Annotated in this window: 10 protein-coding genes; 9 read left to right on the forward strand and 1 reads right to left on the reverse strand. The window is 61.4% G+C overall.

What is annotated here, in order from left to right; translation table 11 throughout:
- Positions 1 to 64: 64 nt before the first annotated feature.
- A complete protein-coding gene (locus C811_RS04545; RefSeq protein ID WP_016308293.1) occupies positions 65 to 877 on the forward strand; it encodes a UTP--glucose-1-phosphate uridylyltransferase in 813 nt (270 codons plus the stop codon).
- Positions 878 to 1,367: 490 nt separating this feature from the next.
- Here C811_RS04545 and C811_RS04550 read toward each other — a convergent pair whose 3' ends face one another.
- On the reverse strand, positions 1,368 to 3,317 hold the full coding sequence (locus tag C811_RS04550) for an FAD-dependent oxidoreductase (RefSeq protein ID WP_016308294.1): 1,950 nt from the start codon (positions 3,315 to 3,317) through the stop codon (positions 1,368 to 1,370).
- 398 nt (positions 3,318 to 3,715) lie between these two features.
- On the opposite strand from C811_RS04550, the gene C811_RS04555 reads away from it, so the two are divergent.
- The 8 genes from C811_RS04555 (at position 3,716) to C811_RS04590 (ending at position 16,347) form a co-directional block, all read left to right on the forward strand.
- Entirely contained in the window at positions 3,716 to 5,044 is a 1,329-nt protein-coding gene (locus tag C811_RS04555; RefSeq protein WP_198010011.1) for a helix-turn-helix transcriptional regulator, read from the forward strand.
- 87 nt (positions 5,045 to 5,131) lie between these two features.
- Positions 5,132 to 6,442, forward strand: coding sequence for a replication-associated recombination protein A (locus C811_RS04560; protein ID WP_016308296.1), 1,311 nt, complete (start codon positions 5,132 to 5,134; stop codon positions 6,440 to 6,442).
- A 198-nt stretch (positions 6,443 to 6,640) separates the two neighbouring features.
- Positions 6,641 to 7,516: a hypothetical protein gene (locus C811_RS04565; RefSeq protein ID WP_016308297.1), complete on the forward strand. Its 876-nt coding sequence runs from the start codon at positions 6,641 to 6,643 to the stop codon at positions 7,514 to 7,516.
- Between the two features lie 39 nt (positions 7,517 to 7,555).
- Positions 7,556 to 8,932, forward strand: a complete 1,377-nt coding sequence (locus C811_RS04570) for an AI-2E family transporter (protein WP_016308298.1) — start codon at positions 7,556 to 7,558, stop codon at positions 8,930 to 8,932.
- Positions 8,933 to 8,993: 61 nt separating this feature from the next.
- The gene (gene alaS / locus C811_RS04575; RefSeq protein ID WP_016308299.1) at positions 8,994 to 11,630 is read left to right on the forward strand and encodes an alanine--tRNA ligase; all 2,637 of its coding nucleotides are present in this window, start codon (positions 8,994 to 8,996) and stop codon (positions 11,628 to 11,630) included.
- Positions 11,631 to 11,835: 205 nt separating this feature from the next.
- On the forward strand, positions 11,836 to 12,450 hold the full coding sequence (gene radC, locus C811_RS04580) for a RadC family protein (protein ID WP_016308300.1): 615 nt from the start codon (positions 11,836 to 11,838) through the stop codon (positions 12,448 to 12,450).
- A gap of 109 nt (positions 12,451 to 12,559) precedes the next feature.
- Positions 12,560 to 13,126, forward strand: coding sequence for a restriction endonuclease subunit S domain-containing protein (locus C811_RS04585; RefSeq protein ID WP_016308301.1), 567 nt, complete (start codon positions 12,560 to 12,562; stop codon positions 13,124 to 13,126).
- Complete coding sequence (locus tag C811_RS04590; protein WP_022926345.1) at positions 13,126 to 16,347, forward strand: type I restriction endonuclease subunit R; 3,222 nt, start codon at positions 13,126 to 13,128, stop codon at positions 16,345 to 16,347. The genes C811_RS04585 and C811_RS04590 overlap by 1 nt, the downstream gene beginning before the upstream one ends.
- Positions 16,348 to 16,354 lie beyond the last annotated feature (7 nt).

The following is a 16,354-nucleotide window of genomic DNA, read 5'->3' on the forward strand; positions in this document are numbered from 1 at the left end:
CCAGTATAGCGCACATCCTGTAGTATCATGGGCGAACGCGAACAACGAAGAGAAAGGCGCTCACGTGAAGGCTCTCATTCCCGCGGCGGGGCTTGGCACCCGCTTTCTGCCGGCCACCAAGGCCCAGCCTAAGGAGATGTTGCTGGTGGTGGATCGGCCGGCCATTCAGTATGTCGTGGAGGAGGGCCTGGCGTCGGCGGCCGACGAGGTGGTCATTGTCAACAGCCGCGAGAAGAAGGCCATCGAGGATCATTTCGCGCCGAACCCCGAGCTGGTGGCGCTTCTGCGCGAGCGCGGCAAGGACGCCTACGCCGACGCTGTGGAGGCGGTGGGCAGCTACCCGGTGAGCTACGTGTACCAGGAAGAGGCCCTGGGGCTGGGGCATGCGGTGCGCTGCGCGGCCGAGAAGACGGCTGGCGAGCCCTTCTACGTGCTGCTCGGCGACGTGCTCGTGCCCGACAACGGGATGCTGCCGGCCATGCAGGCGGTCTCCGACGCCCACGGCGGTGCGAGTGTCATCGCGGTCATGCCCGTGCCCGACGATGAGGTGAGCCGCTTCGGCGTCATCGCCGGCGCTCCCATCTCCGACGATGTGTGGAAGGTGGACGCGCTGGTGGAGAAGCCGGCGCTTGAGGACGCTCCCAGCAACCTGGCGGTGTTCGGGCGCTACCTGCTCTCGCCGCGCGTCATGGAGCTGCTGGCCGACGTCCAGCCCGGCGTGGGCGGCGAGATCCAGCTGACCGATGCGCTCGACGCGGTGCTCGCCGAGGAGGAGATGTACGCGCTCATCGTGGACCCGGCCGACGGCTTCGACACTGGCACCGTGGAAAGCTGGCTCGAGACGAACAACATCTTATTCCAGCGCAAGAACGGTTAGGCGATCCGCTCGCTTCGGCCCCGCCCCCTCCGGCCGCACCGCGGTCGCGGGACGGGGCCGCTTTTTCTGTTACGGCGGGCCTGGATGTAGGCTCGACAACATGTCAGCAACGATGCTGTTATAAGGAATTGTTGCTGCATTCCCGCTGATGGAAATGCTTCTTATTTCTGAAGAATAGCTTAAAGATGACCCTTTGAATCCATAAGTTCCCCACCTTCACGTCATAGGGAATTCAAGGGTGGTTGGTATACTGAGTCCAGCAAGTGAGACAACCCCCTCCGATCACTTGCCTGCTTTGTCTCTGAAAAGCAGAACGCGGCTCTTGCGAGAGTCGCATCCCCCCTCCTTCTGGCCCGGCGGCCCCCTCCGCCGGGCCGCTTCTTTTTTGGCTGACCCCTGGCTTTTCCCGTTTGGTTTCCCGCTCGCAATGCGATGGGCGCCGCAACCGAAGTCGCGACGCCCGCAGGGGAGGGTTATCTGGGGGAGCTGGCTAAGCGCTGAACACTCCGGCGCCGCAGGCGTAGCCGAGGGCCATGGAGCTGACGCCCGACATGCCCACGGTCACCTCTCCGGCGGCGAACAAGCCCTCGATGGCCGTGCCGTCCTCGCGCAGGACCTGCGAGATCTCGTCGGTCACGACACCGCCTTCGGTGATGTGCGCCGCCCAGGTACGCGGGCTCGCATAGAAGGGCGGGTTCTCGATAGGGCTGCGTTCCGTGAAAATCATGCGGCCGAAATCGGGATCCTCGCCGGCTCGCGCGATTTCGTTGTAGCGCTCCACGGTGGCCTTGAACGTGGCCGGATCGCAGCCCATCTGCTCGGCCAGTTCCTCCAGCGTGTCGGCGCGGTGCAGCTGCCCTTGGTCGAGCAGGCGCTGGATGGAGCGGCCGTAGTAGCTGTACTCGCCTTCCACGCGGCTGGTGTCCTTGTCGCTGATGAGGAACAGCACTTCGTCGGGCTGCTTCATCAGCGCCTCGGTCATGGTGTAGCGATCCAGCGTCTCGTCGACGAAGCGCTCTCCGTTCTTGTTCACGAGCAGGCAGTCGGTATCCTCGCCCACGGTGGTCTCGTCGCAACCGTTCTTCACGTCGGCGAAGGGGAACATCATCAGCGAATCCATGAGGGCCACTTCGGCGCCTTCCTCCAGGGCCAGCTTGATGCCGTCGCCATGGTGGCCGTAGACGTTGGTGGTGGGAAGCGGCGTGTTCTCGTCCCACGGCCAGATCGTGTTGTACTCGCGCAGCATGTCGGGATTGCCGGAAAAGCCGCCGGTGGCCAGCAGGGCGCCCCGCGAGGCGCGCACGTGGTAGGTGGTGCCGTCCTCGGCGACCGCCGTGAATCCGACCACGCGGTCGCCATCCTTCAGAAGGGCGGTGACGGGTGTGTTCAGCATGATCTCCACCGGATAGTCATTCTCGGCGATCTGCTTGTCGAAGAAGTTGAAGTAGCCCTGGCCGCAGAAGCCGTCGTCGGGGGCAGACCAATGGGGCCACGGATACCCCACGATGCCGATGCAGGGCTTCCAGGCGAAGCCGTTCTCGTCGAGGAAGGCGTCGAAGGCGGAGACGCATTGGGCGAAATCGAGGCTTCCGTAGTAGCCGTCAGCGCCGTAGAGCAGACACTCCTGCAGGGCCATGAGCTCCTCGCAATCGAAAAGCGTGGTGTCGCCGGAGGCCTGCCATGCCGCATAGCGCTCCTTGATCTTGGCCAGTTCCTCTGGCGGGATCTCGGCGGCGATGGGGTTGGCCAGATCGGCTTCTAGCTGGCGGGTGAGCTCGGGGGTCATGGGAACGCGCAGATCGGCGGGGGCGTTCACGTATTCCAGATAGCCGCCAGACACCAGGGCGTTGCCGCCGACGTTGCTGCCCTTCTCCAGCACGATGACCTTGCCCGCACCCGCTTGGGCCGCTCCTACGGCGGCGCCCATTCCCGCTGCGCCTGCGCCGGCGATGACGAAATCGCATTCCAGTTCCACCACGTCGGCGGAAAGCTCGGGCGCGCGGTAGTTCTTCTCCATGGCGCACACGTCGCCGCCGGCCTGCTTCACGCAATCGGTCACCGCGGCGAGGATGGCCGCGCTCGTGAGCGTGCAGCCGGTGATGGTGTCGATGCCCAGGGCCTGCTGGTCGATGATGGTGGCGGGAATCTCATCGAAGGCGCGATCGGACACGCGCTCCGTTTCCTCGTGCTCGCCGATGGCGATGTCGGTGATGGCGCTGTCGGTGAAGGTGGCCTGCAGGGTCAGCGGGCCGAATTTGCCCTCGCCGGTGCCCGTGTAGGTGCCCGGCGTGAATGCGAGCGTGTCTGTGCCCGTTGCCGCGGCGGGGGTCTTAGGCGCGCAACCGGACAGGCCGAAGACGGCCAGGTTCACGCCGGCAAGCGTGGCGCCCGCCAGAAAGGTGCGGCGGCTCATACGGTGGTTCAGGTAGGCGTAGGTCATGGATGTCCCTTCCCTCGGTCGGTTGGCGGGCCTTGTGCCCCGCTGGCTGGTTGCAGTGTGCCGCGAGGCTGCGCCCGGCGCATCTTCCGTTTGGGAAAAAGACGGTCAACTTTGTAACCCTGCTTGTAACCTCCTGACGTTTTCGCTGATCATCGCCTTGCTTGTGGAGTTTCGTGAAAAGCGGCGCGTTTTGCGAAGTGGCCATCGACAGCGTTCGCGGGTCTTGCGGCCGTGAGCGGATTGCGCCGATGATGGGCTATACTATCCCCATGGGAACGGGTGGACATAGGACGCAAGGCGGGGGAGCGCCACAGGGGACGAGCGCCCTCGGACGGGTTTTTCGCCCGCTGGGGATTTCCGCGCCTTCGTTCGTGCTTCCCTTCTTCGGCTTCGCCTTCATGCGCGCTTACAACGATGGAGTCGCCCGGTGCTTCTCCGAGGCTCCTTTCGGCTCGCAATGGGCGGGGGAGGATCTTTACAGCCTCGTTCTTTTGGCTGTGTTCCTCGGGTGCGCCCTGGGGGCCCGGCGCATCGCGCCGCTCTATCGGCGTCCTGCGGTCGTGGCCCTCGCGACGGGCCTCGCCGTGCTGGGTGCGGCGCTGGCAGGTATTGCGGCCGACGGCCGCTGGGGCGTCGTTCCGCTCGTCGGCGCCATGGGCGCCTCGGGTGTGGCGGGCGCGTTGTTCATTCTCCTGTGGGCCGAGCTGCACAGCTGCCTGACGCCGCTCGGCATTGTCACCTATGTGTCGGGCGCATTCTTGTTCGGTTCGACGGGTGCCTGGATTCTGCAAGGGCTGGATCCAGTACGCCAGACGCTGGTGCTTGCAGTGCTGCCCCTGGTGTCGGTGGCCTGCCTGCGGAAAAGCTTCGCCCGCATCGAGCCGGTGGATCTGCCCCGGGCGAGCTGGGGGCGCTACGACTTCCCCTGGCGGCTCATGGTGGTGCTCGGCGTGTACGAGCTGGCGTACGGCGTGAGGGAGGCGGCCCCGGATTTCCAATGGGATGCCTATACGCTCGGGGTCATCGCGGTGGCTGCCGTCGTGTTCTCGGCAGCGTGCCTCTTCTCGCGGCGCATCGATTTCGCGCTCATTTACCGCACCCCCTTCGCTCTTATGCTGTGCGGTTTGGCCATGGTGCCCCTCACGGCCACATTCGGCGCGTTCGCCTCCGACCTGCTGGTGTCGTCGGGCTACGCGCTCATGTTCCTCGTGCTGACGTTTCTGCTGTGCGACCTGTCCCACCGCTACGGGGTGTCGGTGCTGGTGCTGTGCGGCGTGGAGGAGCTGACGGCCATCTTCCGCCTGATCGGTCATCAGGTGCCCGAGGCCCTGGCCTCCGGTGCGCTGCCGGCTGTCGACGGGGCGGCCGTGTCGGTGGGCCTTACGGTGCTCGTGGTGCTGGCGAGCATGCTCTTGCTTTTCGGCCGCTCGGCGAGCGAGCCATGGGGCGCGGCGTTTTTCGGGGTTGGTGCCATGGCGGCGGAAAGCGACGAGCGCGGGCAAATCGTGGAGCGTTGCGCCGAGCTTGCCCGCGCCCACGGTCTTTCCGCTCGTGAGCGCGAAGTGCTGGAGCTTGTGGCCCTTGGGCGCAGCTCGACTCAGATTGAGCGCGAGCTGGTCATCGCCAATGGCACGCTGAAGTCGCACCGGCAGCGGATATACCAGAAGCTGGGGGTTCATAGCAAGAAAGAGCTGCGGGACCTCGTGGATGTGGGGGACGGGGCCTGACAGTTGCCGGGCCCGCGCTGGGCGGTTGAGCAAAAATATAAACATTTGTTCTGGTTTTAGGAGACGCGCCGTGGTACCATAGGCGCCATGGATACCTTATTTACTGCAATGGAGAACGATCGTCGGGCCGATGTGGCGCCGCTTGCGGTGCGCATGCGGCCGCGTACGCTCGATGAGGTGGTGGGCCAGGCCGAGGCCGTGGGCGAGGGCAGCTGGCTTAGGGCCGCCATCGAGAATGACACTTTAAGCTCGGTCATCTTGTTCGGGCCCGCGGGCACGGGGAAGACCTCGCTTGCCCATGTCATCGCCGAGTCCACCAAGGCCACCTTTGTGGAGGTGTCGGCCATCGGGGGCACCGTGTCCGACTTGCGTCGCGAGATCGCCGAGGCCGAGCGGCGCCTCGTCTCGGGCGGCCTGCGGACCATCCTGTTCGTCGACGAGATCCACCGGTTCAATCGCAGCCAGCAAGACGCACTGCTGCATGCGGTGGAAGATCGGCTCGTGGTGCTCGTGGGCGCCACGACCGAGAACCCGTTCTTCGAGGTGAACTCTGCCCTCATCTCCCGCTCGCGGGTGGTGGAGCTGCATTCCCTGGCCGACGAGGAGATTGCCCGTCTCGTGCGGCGCGCCGTAGCCGATGAGCGGGGATTGGCGAGCTGCTACGCGCTCGAAGAAGCTGCTTGCGACGCCATCGTCACTCTGGCCGGGGGTGACGGGCGCGGAGCGCTCACCACGCTCGAGCTGGCCGCCGGCATGGCGGCGCCGGGCACTCCCGAGGAGCCGGTGGCCATCACCGAGGCCATGGTGCGGGCCGCCACGCCCCATCGGGTGCTGCCCTACGACAAGAACAAGGACATGCACTACGACATCATCTCCGCGTTCATCAAGTCCATGCGCGGCAGCGACCCCGATGCCGCGGTGTACTGGCTCGCCCGCATGATCGATGGGGGAGAGGACCCCAAGTTCATCGCCCGGCGCATGTACATTGCCGCCTCCGAGGACATCGGCAACGCCGACCCGCAGGCACTGCTCGTGGCCGAGGCGGCCTTCCGCGCCGCCGAGGTCATCGGCTACCCGGAGTGCCGCATCAACCTGGCCCAGGCCGCCATCTATTTGGCGCTTGCTCCGAAGTCGAACGCCGCTGAGGCCGCCATCGATGCGGCCCTGCGCGAGGTGCGTCAGGGGCCGGTGCGCAAGGTGCCCGACTACCTGCGCGACCGCCATCGCCCCGGCTCGGAGAACTACGGGCAGTACAAGTATCCTCACAGCTATCCGGGCGGGTGGGTGGATCAGCGCTATCTGCCCGAGGGGCTCGAGCGGGGTTGTTTCTATCAGCCGAGCGAGCGGGGTTGGGAGGCCTACCGCACCGAGGCGGCTGCCCGCGATCGCAAGGGGTAGGGCGCCGGTGCGCTCGCGCTTGCGCAATAGCCGGCACGCCCGGCGTCTCCCGCGGTGCCTGTGCAGTTGACGCAATGCCAACTTCCGTTTACGGAATGGCTACTGTGTGGGTGCCTTCTGTGGAATGGAGCTGGGGACTTATTAGAATGGCCGAGGTAATAGTATAGTCTGGTCTTCGGAATTATAAGGAGGCTCATCATGGATTTCGCCCAGATCGTGGATATCGCGCTGCCGGTCGTGTATGTGCTGGTGGGTGCGGTACTCGTTTGGTTTGTCGTGGAGCTCGCGCTGACTATCCGCTCCACCCGCTCTACTATCGATGATGCTCATGCGGAGCTGACCCCCACGCTCAAGAACGTGGAGAAGATCACCGCCGAGGTGACCCCGCTTGTGGGCAATGTGAATACCCTGATCACCGAGCAGGTGACGCCTCTTATGGAGAAGGCCAATGCCATGGCCGAGGAAGCCAAGCCGGCGGTGGGCCGGGTCGATCCTCTGGTGGAGCGCCTGTCGCTCACGGTGGATGCTGCCAACTTGGAGCTTATGCGGGTCGATCAGATCCTTGAGGATGTGACCCAGATCACCGACTCGGTCTCGAAGGCCGCCGGCGCGGTGGATACCGTGACGAGCGCTCCCATCGATCTGGTGAACTCGCTGACCGGCAAGCTGCGCAACCGCTTCAAGCCGCGCTATGCCTCCGACGAGTCGGTACGCCTCGGTGCATCCGAGGCCTCGGAGCCCGCTCGTTCCGCCACGGTGGCTGACGCCGTGAGCGCTGTGGGCGATGCAGCTAGCGCCGTTGTGTCCGAGCAGAAGGCCCGCATGGCGGCCCGCAAGGCGGCCAATGCCTCGGCCCGTGCCCGGGGCGAGGCCTTCGAGGAGCAGCTCGGCCACACCGCCTCCGCCATCACCAATGCGGCGGTGTCCGCTACCGACGCAGACACTGCCGCGCCAGATTCAGCCGCGACGGCTTCACCGGCTGCCGAGGGTGCCTCTGCTTCCGTCTCGCCCAATGCCGCAGCGGCTCAGGCGGCCTCGGCGCCGGCAGGCGGCAGCCCCTACAGCGTTCAGTAGTTCGCGCCATCCTATCCACCTGCACTGCGAGGAACATCTATGAGAACCGAGGCACCGTCTTCCAACAACCCCCGTCTGACCGCCGATCGCACCCTGACGGCACGGCAGCTGAAGGCGCGCATCCGCTTTCTCGATCTGTGGTCGATCATCGCCGCCATCATTCTCCTCGGCGGCGTGGTGTGGCTTATGGGCGTGCTCTCGGTGCCGGTGGCCATTCTCATCTGGACGCTTATCATCGTGTTCTGCCTGCGCGGCATCGTGAACGGCCTGGAGCGCGTTCACGTGAACCGGGCTATCGGCACCACGGTGGCCTATATCGTGATGGCGCTCGTGCTGGCAGCGGTGGGCTTCCTGCTATTCTCGCCTATGTTCGGCTTGAATTCCCAGTTCAACGACTTGCTCACGAGCATGCCTCATTATGTGGAGGCCATTACGGCCTGGGGCAACGACCTGTACGCCCGCTATGCCCAGTTCTTCGAGGATGACACCGTGAAGAACCTCATCGCCGAGGCGCAGAAGTCGGCAGCCTCCTGGGCGGCTGGCGTGGCCTCGGGGGCGGGCAGCGGCGTTATGGCTTTCGGCACCACGTTGGCCAACGGACTCATGGCTCTGGGCTTCGGGCTTGTCATCGCGTTTTGGGTGCTCATGGAGCTGCCGGCCATCGGGCGCGAGACGCGTCGCCTCATCGGCCCGAGGCATGCCGAGGATGCCGAGTTCTTCCACGCCACCTTCACCCGCGTTATGGGCGGCTACATTAAGGGCACGCTTTTGCAGTGCGCTATCATCGGCGTGGGCTGCGGCATTCTGTTCGCGGCGGCCGGGGTTCCCAATGCGGCGGTGCTCGGGCTTATCACTGGCGTCATGAACATCATCCCCATCATCGGTCCGTGGATTGGCGGTGCGCTGGCGGCCATCGTGGCCATCTTCGCCGGCCCGGTGACTGCGGCCATTGCGCTTATCGGCACCATCGTCATCCAGCAGCTTGTCTACACCTTCGTCTCGCCGAAGATCATGGCGAACTCCGTGGACATTCATCCGGCCCTCACCCTGTTCGCCTTGATGGTGGGCTCGGCTTTGGGCGGCGCTATGAGCGGGCTTCTGGGGTCGCTTGTGGGCATGCTCGCCTCCATTCCGCTTGTGGCCGTGGCCAAGTCGGTGTTCGTGTACTACTTCGAGAAGAGAACCAGCCGTCACCTCGTTGCCGAGGACGGTGTGTTCTTCAAGGGCACCCCCGAGGACACCGAGATGGTGAATCCCATCGCCGACGCCACCGCGCCCGGCACTACGGGTACCTTGAAGCCCATTCGCCTGGAAAACATGGCCGGAATCTCGGGGCGTCTTCCGAAACTGCACATGCAGCGCCATGGCCGCATCACCCCGCGCCACTCCCACGATGAGGGCGACGGTCGCAAGTAACTTGTACTATAATGCTCGGTTGGATATTTTCGACATGCCGTAAAGGACGGACAGGATACCTATGCAGTACATGACCACCGCGGAAATCCGCGAGAAGTACCTCGCCTACTTCCAGGAGAAGGGCTGCAAGCTCGTGCCCTCTTCTTCCCTCATCCCCGACGATCCGTCGCTTCTGCTGACGAGTGCGGGCATGGTGCAGTTCAAGCCCTACTTCCTGCAGCAGAAGCAGCTGGAGGCGCCCTATATCGGCACCACCAGCGTGCAGAAGTGCGTGCGCACCAACGATATCGACATCATCGGCACCACGGGGCGCCACCTGAGCTTCTTCGAGATGCTCGGCAACTTCTCCTTCGGCGAGTACTTCAAAGAGGAGATGTGCGCCTGGGCCTACGACTTCTCCGTGAACGTGCTGGGACTGCCTCCCGAGCGTCTGTACTTCACCGTGTTCGAGGACGACGACGAGACCATCGAGATCTGGAAGAACCTGGGCGTGCCCGATGACCATATCTCCCGCCTCGGCGAGGACGACAACTTCTGGCGTGCCGGCCCCACGGGCCCCTGCGGTCCCTGCTCGGAGATCTACTTCGACCAGGGTCCCGACTTCGGCTGCGGCAGCCCTGATTGCGCCCCGGGCTGCGACTGCGACCGCTTCCTGGAGTTCTGGAACTGCGTGTTCACCCAGTACGACGGCCAGGAGGACGGCACGCTTGCCCCCTTGCCCAAGAAGAACATCGATACGGGCATGGGCCTGGAGCGCATGGCCGCCATCATGCAGGGGGTGCAGTCCAACTACGAGACCGATGTGCTGCGCAGCCTCGTGGCCGTGGGCGAGCGTTTGTCCGGCCGCACCTACGGCGAGGACGCCGAGGTGGATCTGGCCCTGCGCATCATCGCCGACCATTCCCGCTCGGTCACCTTCATGATCGCCGACGGCATCCTGCCGGGCAACGAGGGCCGCGGCTACGTGCTGCGCCGCCTGCTGCGCCGCGCCATCATGAAGGCCCAGCTCATCGGCATTGAGGGCCACTTCCTCAACGAGTACGTGGACGAGATCGTGCGCCTCATGGGAGATGTGTACCCCGAGATCGTAGAGAACCGCGAGCTGGAGCGCGGCCTCATCATGGCCGAGGAGGATCGCTTCGGCGCCACCCTGCGCCAGGGCCAGGCCTACCTGGAAGAGGCCCTGGGCAAGCTTGCGGGCGACACGCTTTCCGGCGAGGAGGCCTTCACCCTGCACGACACCTACGGCTTCCCCGTGGAAGTGACTCAGGAGATTGCCGAGGGCCGCGGCGTGAAGGTGGACATGGAGGGTTTCGAGCGCTCCATGGCTGCCCAGCGCGAGCGCGCCCGTGCGGCCGGTGCCAAGGACGCCGAGGCCGCCTGGTCCACTTACGGCGGCGTGTACGCCGACCTGCTGCGCGAGCTGGGCCCCACGGCCTTCATCGGCTACGACGCCACGGCCGCCGAGACGCGCGTGGTCGCCCTCGTGCGCGACGGCGAGCGGGTGGACGGGCTGGCCGCCGGCGAGACCGGCGAGGCGCTTCTGGCCGCCACCCCCTTCTATGCCGAGATGGGCGGCGAGGTGGGCGACACCGGCCTCATGGAGAACGGTGCCGGCCGCGTAGCCGTGCTGGACACCCGCGCTCCCGAGGCGGGGCTGTTCGTGCACGCGGTGCGCGTGGACGAGGGCGCCCTGGCCGTGGGCGATACGGTGGTGGCCCGCGTGGACGCCAATCGCCGCGCCGCCATCGAGCGCAACCACACCGCCACGCACATCCTGCACGCCGCCCTGCGCCGCGTGCTGGGCGATCACGTGAAGCAGGCCGGCTCCTATGTGGGTCCCGACCGCCTGCGCTTCGACTTCACCCACTTCGAGGCCTGCACGGCCGAGCAGCTGGCCGAGGTGGAGCGCGAGGCCAACGACCACATCATGGCCGCCGTGCCCACCACGATTTACGAGACCTCCCTGGAAGAGGCCCGCGCCGCCGGTATCACGGGGCTGTTCGGCGAGAAGTACGGCGAGGTCGTGCGCGTCGTGGAGGCCGGCGAGGCGTCCCGCGAGCTGTGCGGCGGCTGCCATGTAGGCAATACTGCCGAGATCGGCTTCTTGAAGATCACGAGCGAGTCCTCCGTGGGCGCCAATGTGCGCCGCATCGAGGCCGTGACGAGCTTCGGGGCGCTCGCCTACGTGAACAAGGTGGAGGCCGAGCTGAAGGAGACCGCGGCCATCTTGCGCGTGCCCCCCTTCGACGTGTCCGAGCGCGTGGCCGCTGACCAGAAGGTCCTGAAGGACTTCCGCACCAAGGCCAAGCGCGCTAAGGAGATGGTGGGCGGCGATGTGTTCAACGAGCTGCTCGCCCAGGTGCAGATGGCCCCGGCCGGCTACCCCGTCATCATCGCGCGGACCGAGGTGCGCGACGGCGGTCAGCTGCGTAATCTGTGGGATGTGCTCAAGAGCCGCATGGGGGCGCCCGGAGCGATCGTGGTGGCGGGCGTGAAGGACGGCAAGCCCCTGCTGTTGGCGGCCGGCACCGACGAGGCCGTGGCCGCGGGCTTCGACGCCGGCGCGCTCATCAAGGCCATGGGCCCGGCAGTCCAGGGCGGTGGCGGCGGCAAGCCTACCATGGCCCAGGCCGGCGGCAAGAACGCCGAGGGTATCGATGACGCCCTGGAGATCGCCCGCAACATGGTGCTGTAGGGCTCTTCGCGCCCGAAACGGCTTCATGTCACGAGGCCTTGACCCCCTTGCGGTCGGGGCCTCGTTCTTTTCGGGCAACCCGCGTGAGGCGTTTTCGCGCCATTTCCTCCCTTATGCGCAAACTCTGCTATTGGTATGACGGTATTTCAAATTTCGGCAAAGAACGATATATTACGGCATCTAATATGTGGTCAGGGGGTCTACTATGATGCCAAGGGAAAAGCTAGCCAAGTACGGGACAGCCACTTTGACAGATCTGGAACTACTTCTGCTTGTGATAGGGAGCGGGAACAAGCAAGTGTCGGCGCGAGTGACTGCCACCCAGATCCTCAAGTTGCTTAAAGAAAAGGGCAGCGAGGTAACGTATCGTGACCTTGTAGGGGTAAAGGGTATGGGTGTTGCCAAGACGAGCGAGATGATTGCCCTGTTCGAATTGGGTCGGCGCTATCTTATTCCTGCAGACGAGCCGGTTATTGCTTCTACCGATGATGCTGTGGAGCAGCTAAAAGACCTCCGTTCCAGGAGGCAAGAGTGCTTCGCCGTTCTTACGCTGGATGGTGCCAATCGGCTTATAAGCAACGAGATCATATTCCAAGGAACTTTAGATCGAAGCATCGTCCACCCTCGAGAGATATTTGCTCGTGCAATTGAAGATCGAGCTGCGAGCATCATTGTCGCCCACAACCATCCCAGCGGAAATCCAAGACCTTCCGAGGAAGATATTGCTGTTACGAAGCGGATCCAAGAAGCGGGGGAGCTTCTTGGTATAAAAGTTCTAGAGCACATTATCGTGACAAAAAGCGATCAGTGGAGCATTTAGGGATGCTTATATAATACTGTAATTAGATAAAATTACAAAACCATATTGACAACTCAATCAGTTATATTAGTATACAACTTGTAATTATGGAAAGGCACGGTTGTAAACTATGAAACTGACTGATGTGGTTGAGCTGAAAAGTGGAACGCCGCAGTTTCGCGTTACCGAAACCTTGGACCCAAAGGCTCCTGTCTATCGCTTTTATGGACAGTTGGAGCTTGGGGCGGATTTATCGGGCGGGGACAGTGATACGACTTGCTCGAAGCGGGTTCGCACTTACGATGCGGTTGAGGCTCTTTCTGCGGGTGATCTTGTGTTTAGCCTCATGTCAGGTAAAGCCACGTTGGTGGGTGAGTGTCATAAGGGGTATCTTCTCACGCAGAATTTCGCGAAGCTTGTTCCATCGCCAATGATCGATGCTCGGTATCTCGCATATCTTTTGAACGAGCACAAAGAGGTGAGACGGCAACTCGCTCTTGGCCAGCAGGGTTCCTTCACTATGAAGTATACCGTAAGGCAATTGGCTGACCTGCTGCTCCCTGATCTCCCTTCGCGGTCAATGCAGGAGATCATAGGCAGTCTGTACTTCAATATAAATAGGGTTACAGCTTTAAAGCGCGATGTGGCAGAGAAAGAGAAGCTTGTAGTAATGGGAAGAATTAAGGAGGCGCACTGATGATGGGAGAGCTTCAATTTGAAACTGAACTAATACGGTATCTATGCCATGGCGCAGTTTCTTCGACACAATCGCCGGACGTTGGCTCGGTGGCAGAGCGACCTGTCGACTATGTTGTCAAGACGAAGCTCTGGAAGTACGAGCCTGATATTAAGACAACCGATCAGTTGTGGGAAAACTTCAAGAGCATCCTCGAAAGGCATAATCGGGCAACACTCGATCATCCTCTGAGCGTGATTGAGTTCAATCAGGTCAAGCGTATCATATCTGATTTGCGCACACCGTATAAAGCGGGTCAGTTCCTCTACGGAATGAACGGTGTATCGCAAATCGAGATCGATCTCGATGACGGTCGCCACGTGTTTCTCACGGTTTTTGATCAAAGTCAGATTGGTGCTGGCGATACGATTTATCAAGTAGTGAGCCAAGTTGAGCGCCCAGCAAAAATAACAGGGAAGCAGGATAGGCGATTCGACACGACGCTGCTTATCAACGGTCTACCCATCATTCAGATTGAGGAGAAGAGCGATACCCACAACGTAGACGAGGCGCTGAACCAGATGCACCAATACATCGACGAGGGGCAATATCGCGATATCTACTCGACGCTGCAGATACTGGTCGCCATTACCCCGAACAACGTGAAGTACATGGCGAACACGACGGCCGAGGCCTTTAACAAGGATTTCGCTTTCAATTGGCAGCGCAAAAGCGACAATGCTATTGTGCGCAATTGGAGGGAGTTCGCCGACTCGATGCTTTCCATCCCCATGGCCCATCAGATGGCGACAAACTACATGATTCTCGATGGCACTAAGAATAAAGAAGCGCTGAAGGTCATGCGCCCTTACCAGGTGTATGCCACGCAGAAAGTCATCGATGGCCTCAAACGTATCGATTTCGAATTCGGCGATAATAAAGTGGGTTACATTTGGCATACCACTGGCTCGGGGAAAACGATTACGAGCTTTAAAACCGCTTGGCTTGCTAGCCGCATGCCTAAAATAGACAAAGTTGTATTCCTTGTTGACCGCATCGCGCTCACCAACCAAACGACGGACAATTACCGCGCCTACGACCCGGATGCGCTGATGACGGCAATGGGGAGCTTCGATGAAGATCCGTCGGGGAGCATCCGAGACACCAAGAGCACAGCCGACCTCAGTCGCAAACTGAAATCGAAGGATAACGGCATCATCGTCACGTCGGTGCAGAAGCTTGATAGGCTTGTCAAGCGACCATCGTTTAGCGCTCCCGATAAGAACATCGTCTTTATTGTGGACGAGGCGCATCGTTCGACGGGGGGCGACTCGTTCAAAGCTATCCAAAAAGCATTTAAACGTGCAGCATGGGTCGGTTATACGGGTACGCCTACCTTTGATGATGCGGGGCAGAGCGTTCGCACGGAGGATATCTTCGGGGATATGCTGCATGCCTACACCATTCGAGAAGCTATCGCCGACCAGAACGTCCTTGGATTCAAGGTCGATTTCGAAACGACGATTGACGAGGATGAGATGAGGGGACATTATCTCCCCGGGTTTTATCGCGCTCAACATCCCGATTGGACCGATGAGCAAATACAGCGCAAGATAGATAGCATGACTCCAGAAGACATGGACGACGCTGTTGCCGCGAGCTTCTACGATGAGAACAAAGACCACGTCAGGCTCGTTGTTGCTGATATTTTCAAGAACTGGCGAAACCGCTCCAATGATGGCAAGTACAATGCTTTGCTCACTACGCACGTTGGCGGTGGTAAGGCGAGCACGCCAATGGCAATGATGTACTTCGATGAGTTCCGTAAAGTGAACGTAGAGCGGCGGGCGCGGGGAGAGGCGGAGCTCAAAGTTGCGGTGACATTCAGCCAGAACACCTCGAACAACGAGTTCCAATTAGAGACGAATCGGGGCCTTTATCGAGCGATGCAGGCCTATAACGAGGAATTCGGAACAAGCTTTGGCATGGAAAACGTTGCCGGATATACCGAGGACGTCACATCGCGCCTACGACGAACGACCGATGACGGAAACCACCTTGATATCGTCATCGTGGTTGACCAGTTGCTGACTGGGTTCGACGCGCCAGAGCTCAACACGCTTTATGTCGACCGCACTCTGAAGGGCGCCAGCCTAATCCAAGCTTATTCGCGTACGAATCGCATTGCGGATATGCAAGATAAGCCGTGGGGCCGTATTGTGAACTACCGGTGGCCAGCGCAAAACGAGCGGCTCATGAATGAGGCGCTTGCAGTGTACGCCAACAAGGAATCGGCTGATCTTTCAGATGCCGAGCGAAGCAGGCAGAACGTCCTCGACGGCCTGACAGCCCCGCAATTCGAGGAAGTATTTCAAGCGGTGAAGCGCAAGGTGGAAGAGCTCGATGATTTGACGAGCGGCTTCACTCAGCTACCTGCCTCAGAGAAGCAGAAAGAATACATGTTCGAGCTTTTGCGCGAGTACAATGCCGGCATGGCGAAGCTCAAACAGTTTGAACCTGGAGAAGTTGAAGGAGAGGGCTACGACTACGACGATCCCGACGAGCTCATTGTGGCGCTGGGCATGACCCCCGACCAGGAAATTATGCTGAGGACCGTTCTCACCAACGAGCTCAAGGAATGCATTGCTAAGCAGAAGAACATTCCCGTTTTTCAGCTTGAGCTGAAACTTACCCATGTAAAGGACGTGGAGGTTAACTACGATTATCTGACCGAACTTATCGAAAGGCTGCTCAACCAAGTCCATGACGGCGAACAGACGCAAGCGCAGCGTACCCAATCGGAAATCAGGCAATTTGCCAACGGCTTGGAGGATCGCGCCTATGCTGCAAAGGTAATCAACGCTGCGGCGGCGATTATGCGCGGAGACTATCCGACCGACGCAACCGACTTGACGTACCCTTACAAGCTTAAGGACAGTATGAGGGTTATCGAGGAGGCAAACGATGTGAGCATGGAAAAGACGCTACTTGATTTTCGCTATCAGTGGGGGATTACCGAAGTTGTGAGAAGCGCCGAAATGCGAGAGCTGTTTGCCCGTCATCGGTACGGGCAGCAAGATCTTGACGATACGGGTCGCCTCCGTGCCATCATCGCTGACGCGAGCGAGAGCTATGGTGTTATGGCCAATGATCCAGGAGTGCGCGTATTGTCGAAAATCAAGTACCGTAATGGGCTTCGCGAAGCCATTTACAGGTTGGCCGATACGCTTGTCGAGAGTTAGGGGCTTG

This window comes from Adlercreutzia caecimuris B7 (assembly GCF_000403355.2).
GTDB classification, from domain to species: Bacteria; Actinomycetota; Coriobacteriia; order Coriobacteriales; family Eggerthellaceae; genus Adlercreutzia; species Adlercreutzia caecimuris.

What these genes read in the sequence shown, in the direction of transcription:
- C811_RS04560 (WP_016308296.1), top strand. Translation starts at nt 5,132, where the DNA reads ATGGATACCTTATTTACTGCAATGGAGAACGATCGTCGGGCCGATGTG.
- C811_RS04565 (WP_016308297.1), top strand. Translation starts at nt 6,641, where the DNA reads ATGGATTTCGCCCAGATCGTGGATATCGCGCTGCCGGTCGTGTATGTG.
- C811_RS04570 (WP_016308298.1), top strand. Translation starts at nt 7,556, where the DNA reads ATGAGAACCGAGGCACCGTCTTCCAACAACCCCCGTCTGACCGCCGAT.
- C811_RS04590 (WP_022926345.1), top strand. Translation starts at nt 13,126, where the DNA reads ATGATGGGAGAGCTTCAATTTGAAACTGAACTAATACGGTATCTATGC.
- C811_RS04585 (WP_016308301.1), top strand. Translation starts at nt 12,560, where the DNA reads ATGAAACTGACTGATGTGGTTGAGCTGAAAAGTGGAACGCCGCAGTTT.
- C811_RS04550 (WP_016308294.1), bottom strand. Translation starts at nt 3,317, where the DNA reads ATGACCTACGCCTACCTGAACCACCGTATGAGCCGCCGCACCTTTCTG.
- radC (WP_016308300.1), top strand. Translation starts at nt 11,836, where the DNA reads ATGATGCCAAGGGAAAAGCTAGCCAAGTACGGGACAGCCACTTTGACA.
- C811_RS04555 (WP_198010011.1), top strand. Translation starts at nt 3,716, where the DNA reads ATGCGCGCTTACAACGATGGAGTCGCCCGGTGCTTCTCCGAGGCTCCT.
- alaS (WP_016308299.1), top strand. Translation starts at nt 8,994, where the DNA reads ATGCAGTACATGACCACCGCGGAAATCCGCGAGAAGTACCTCGCCTAC.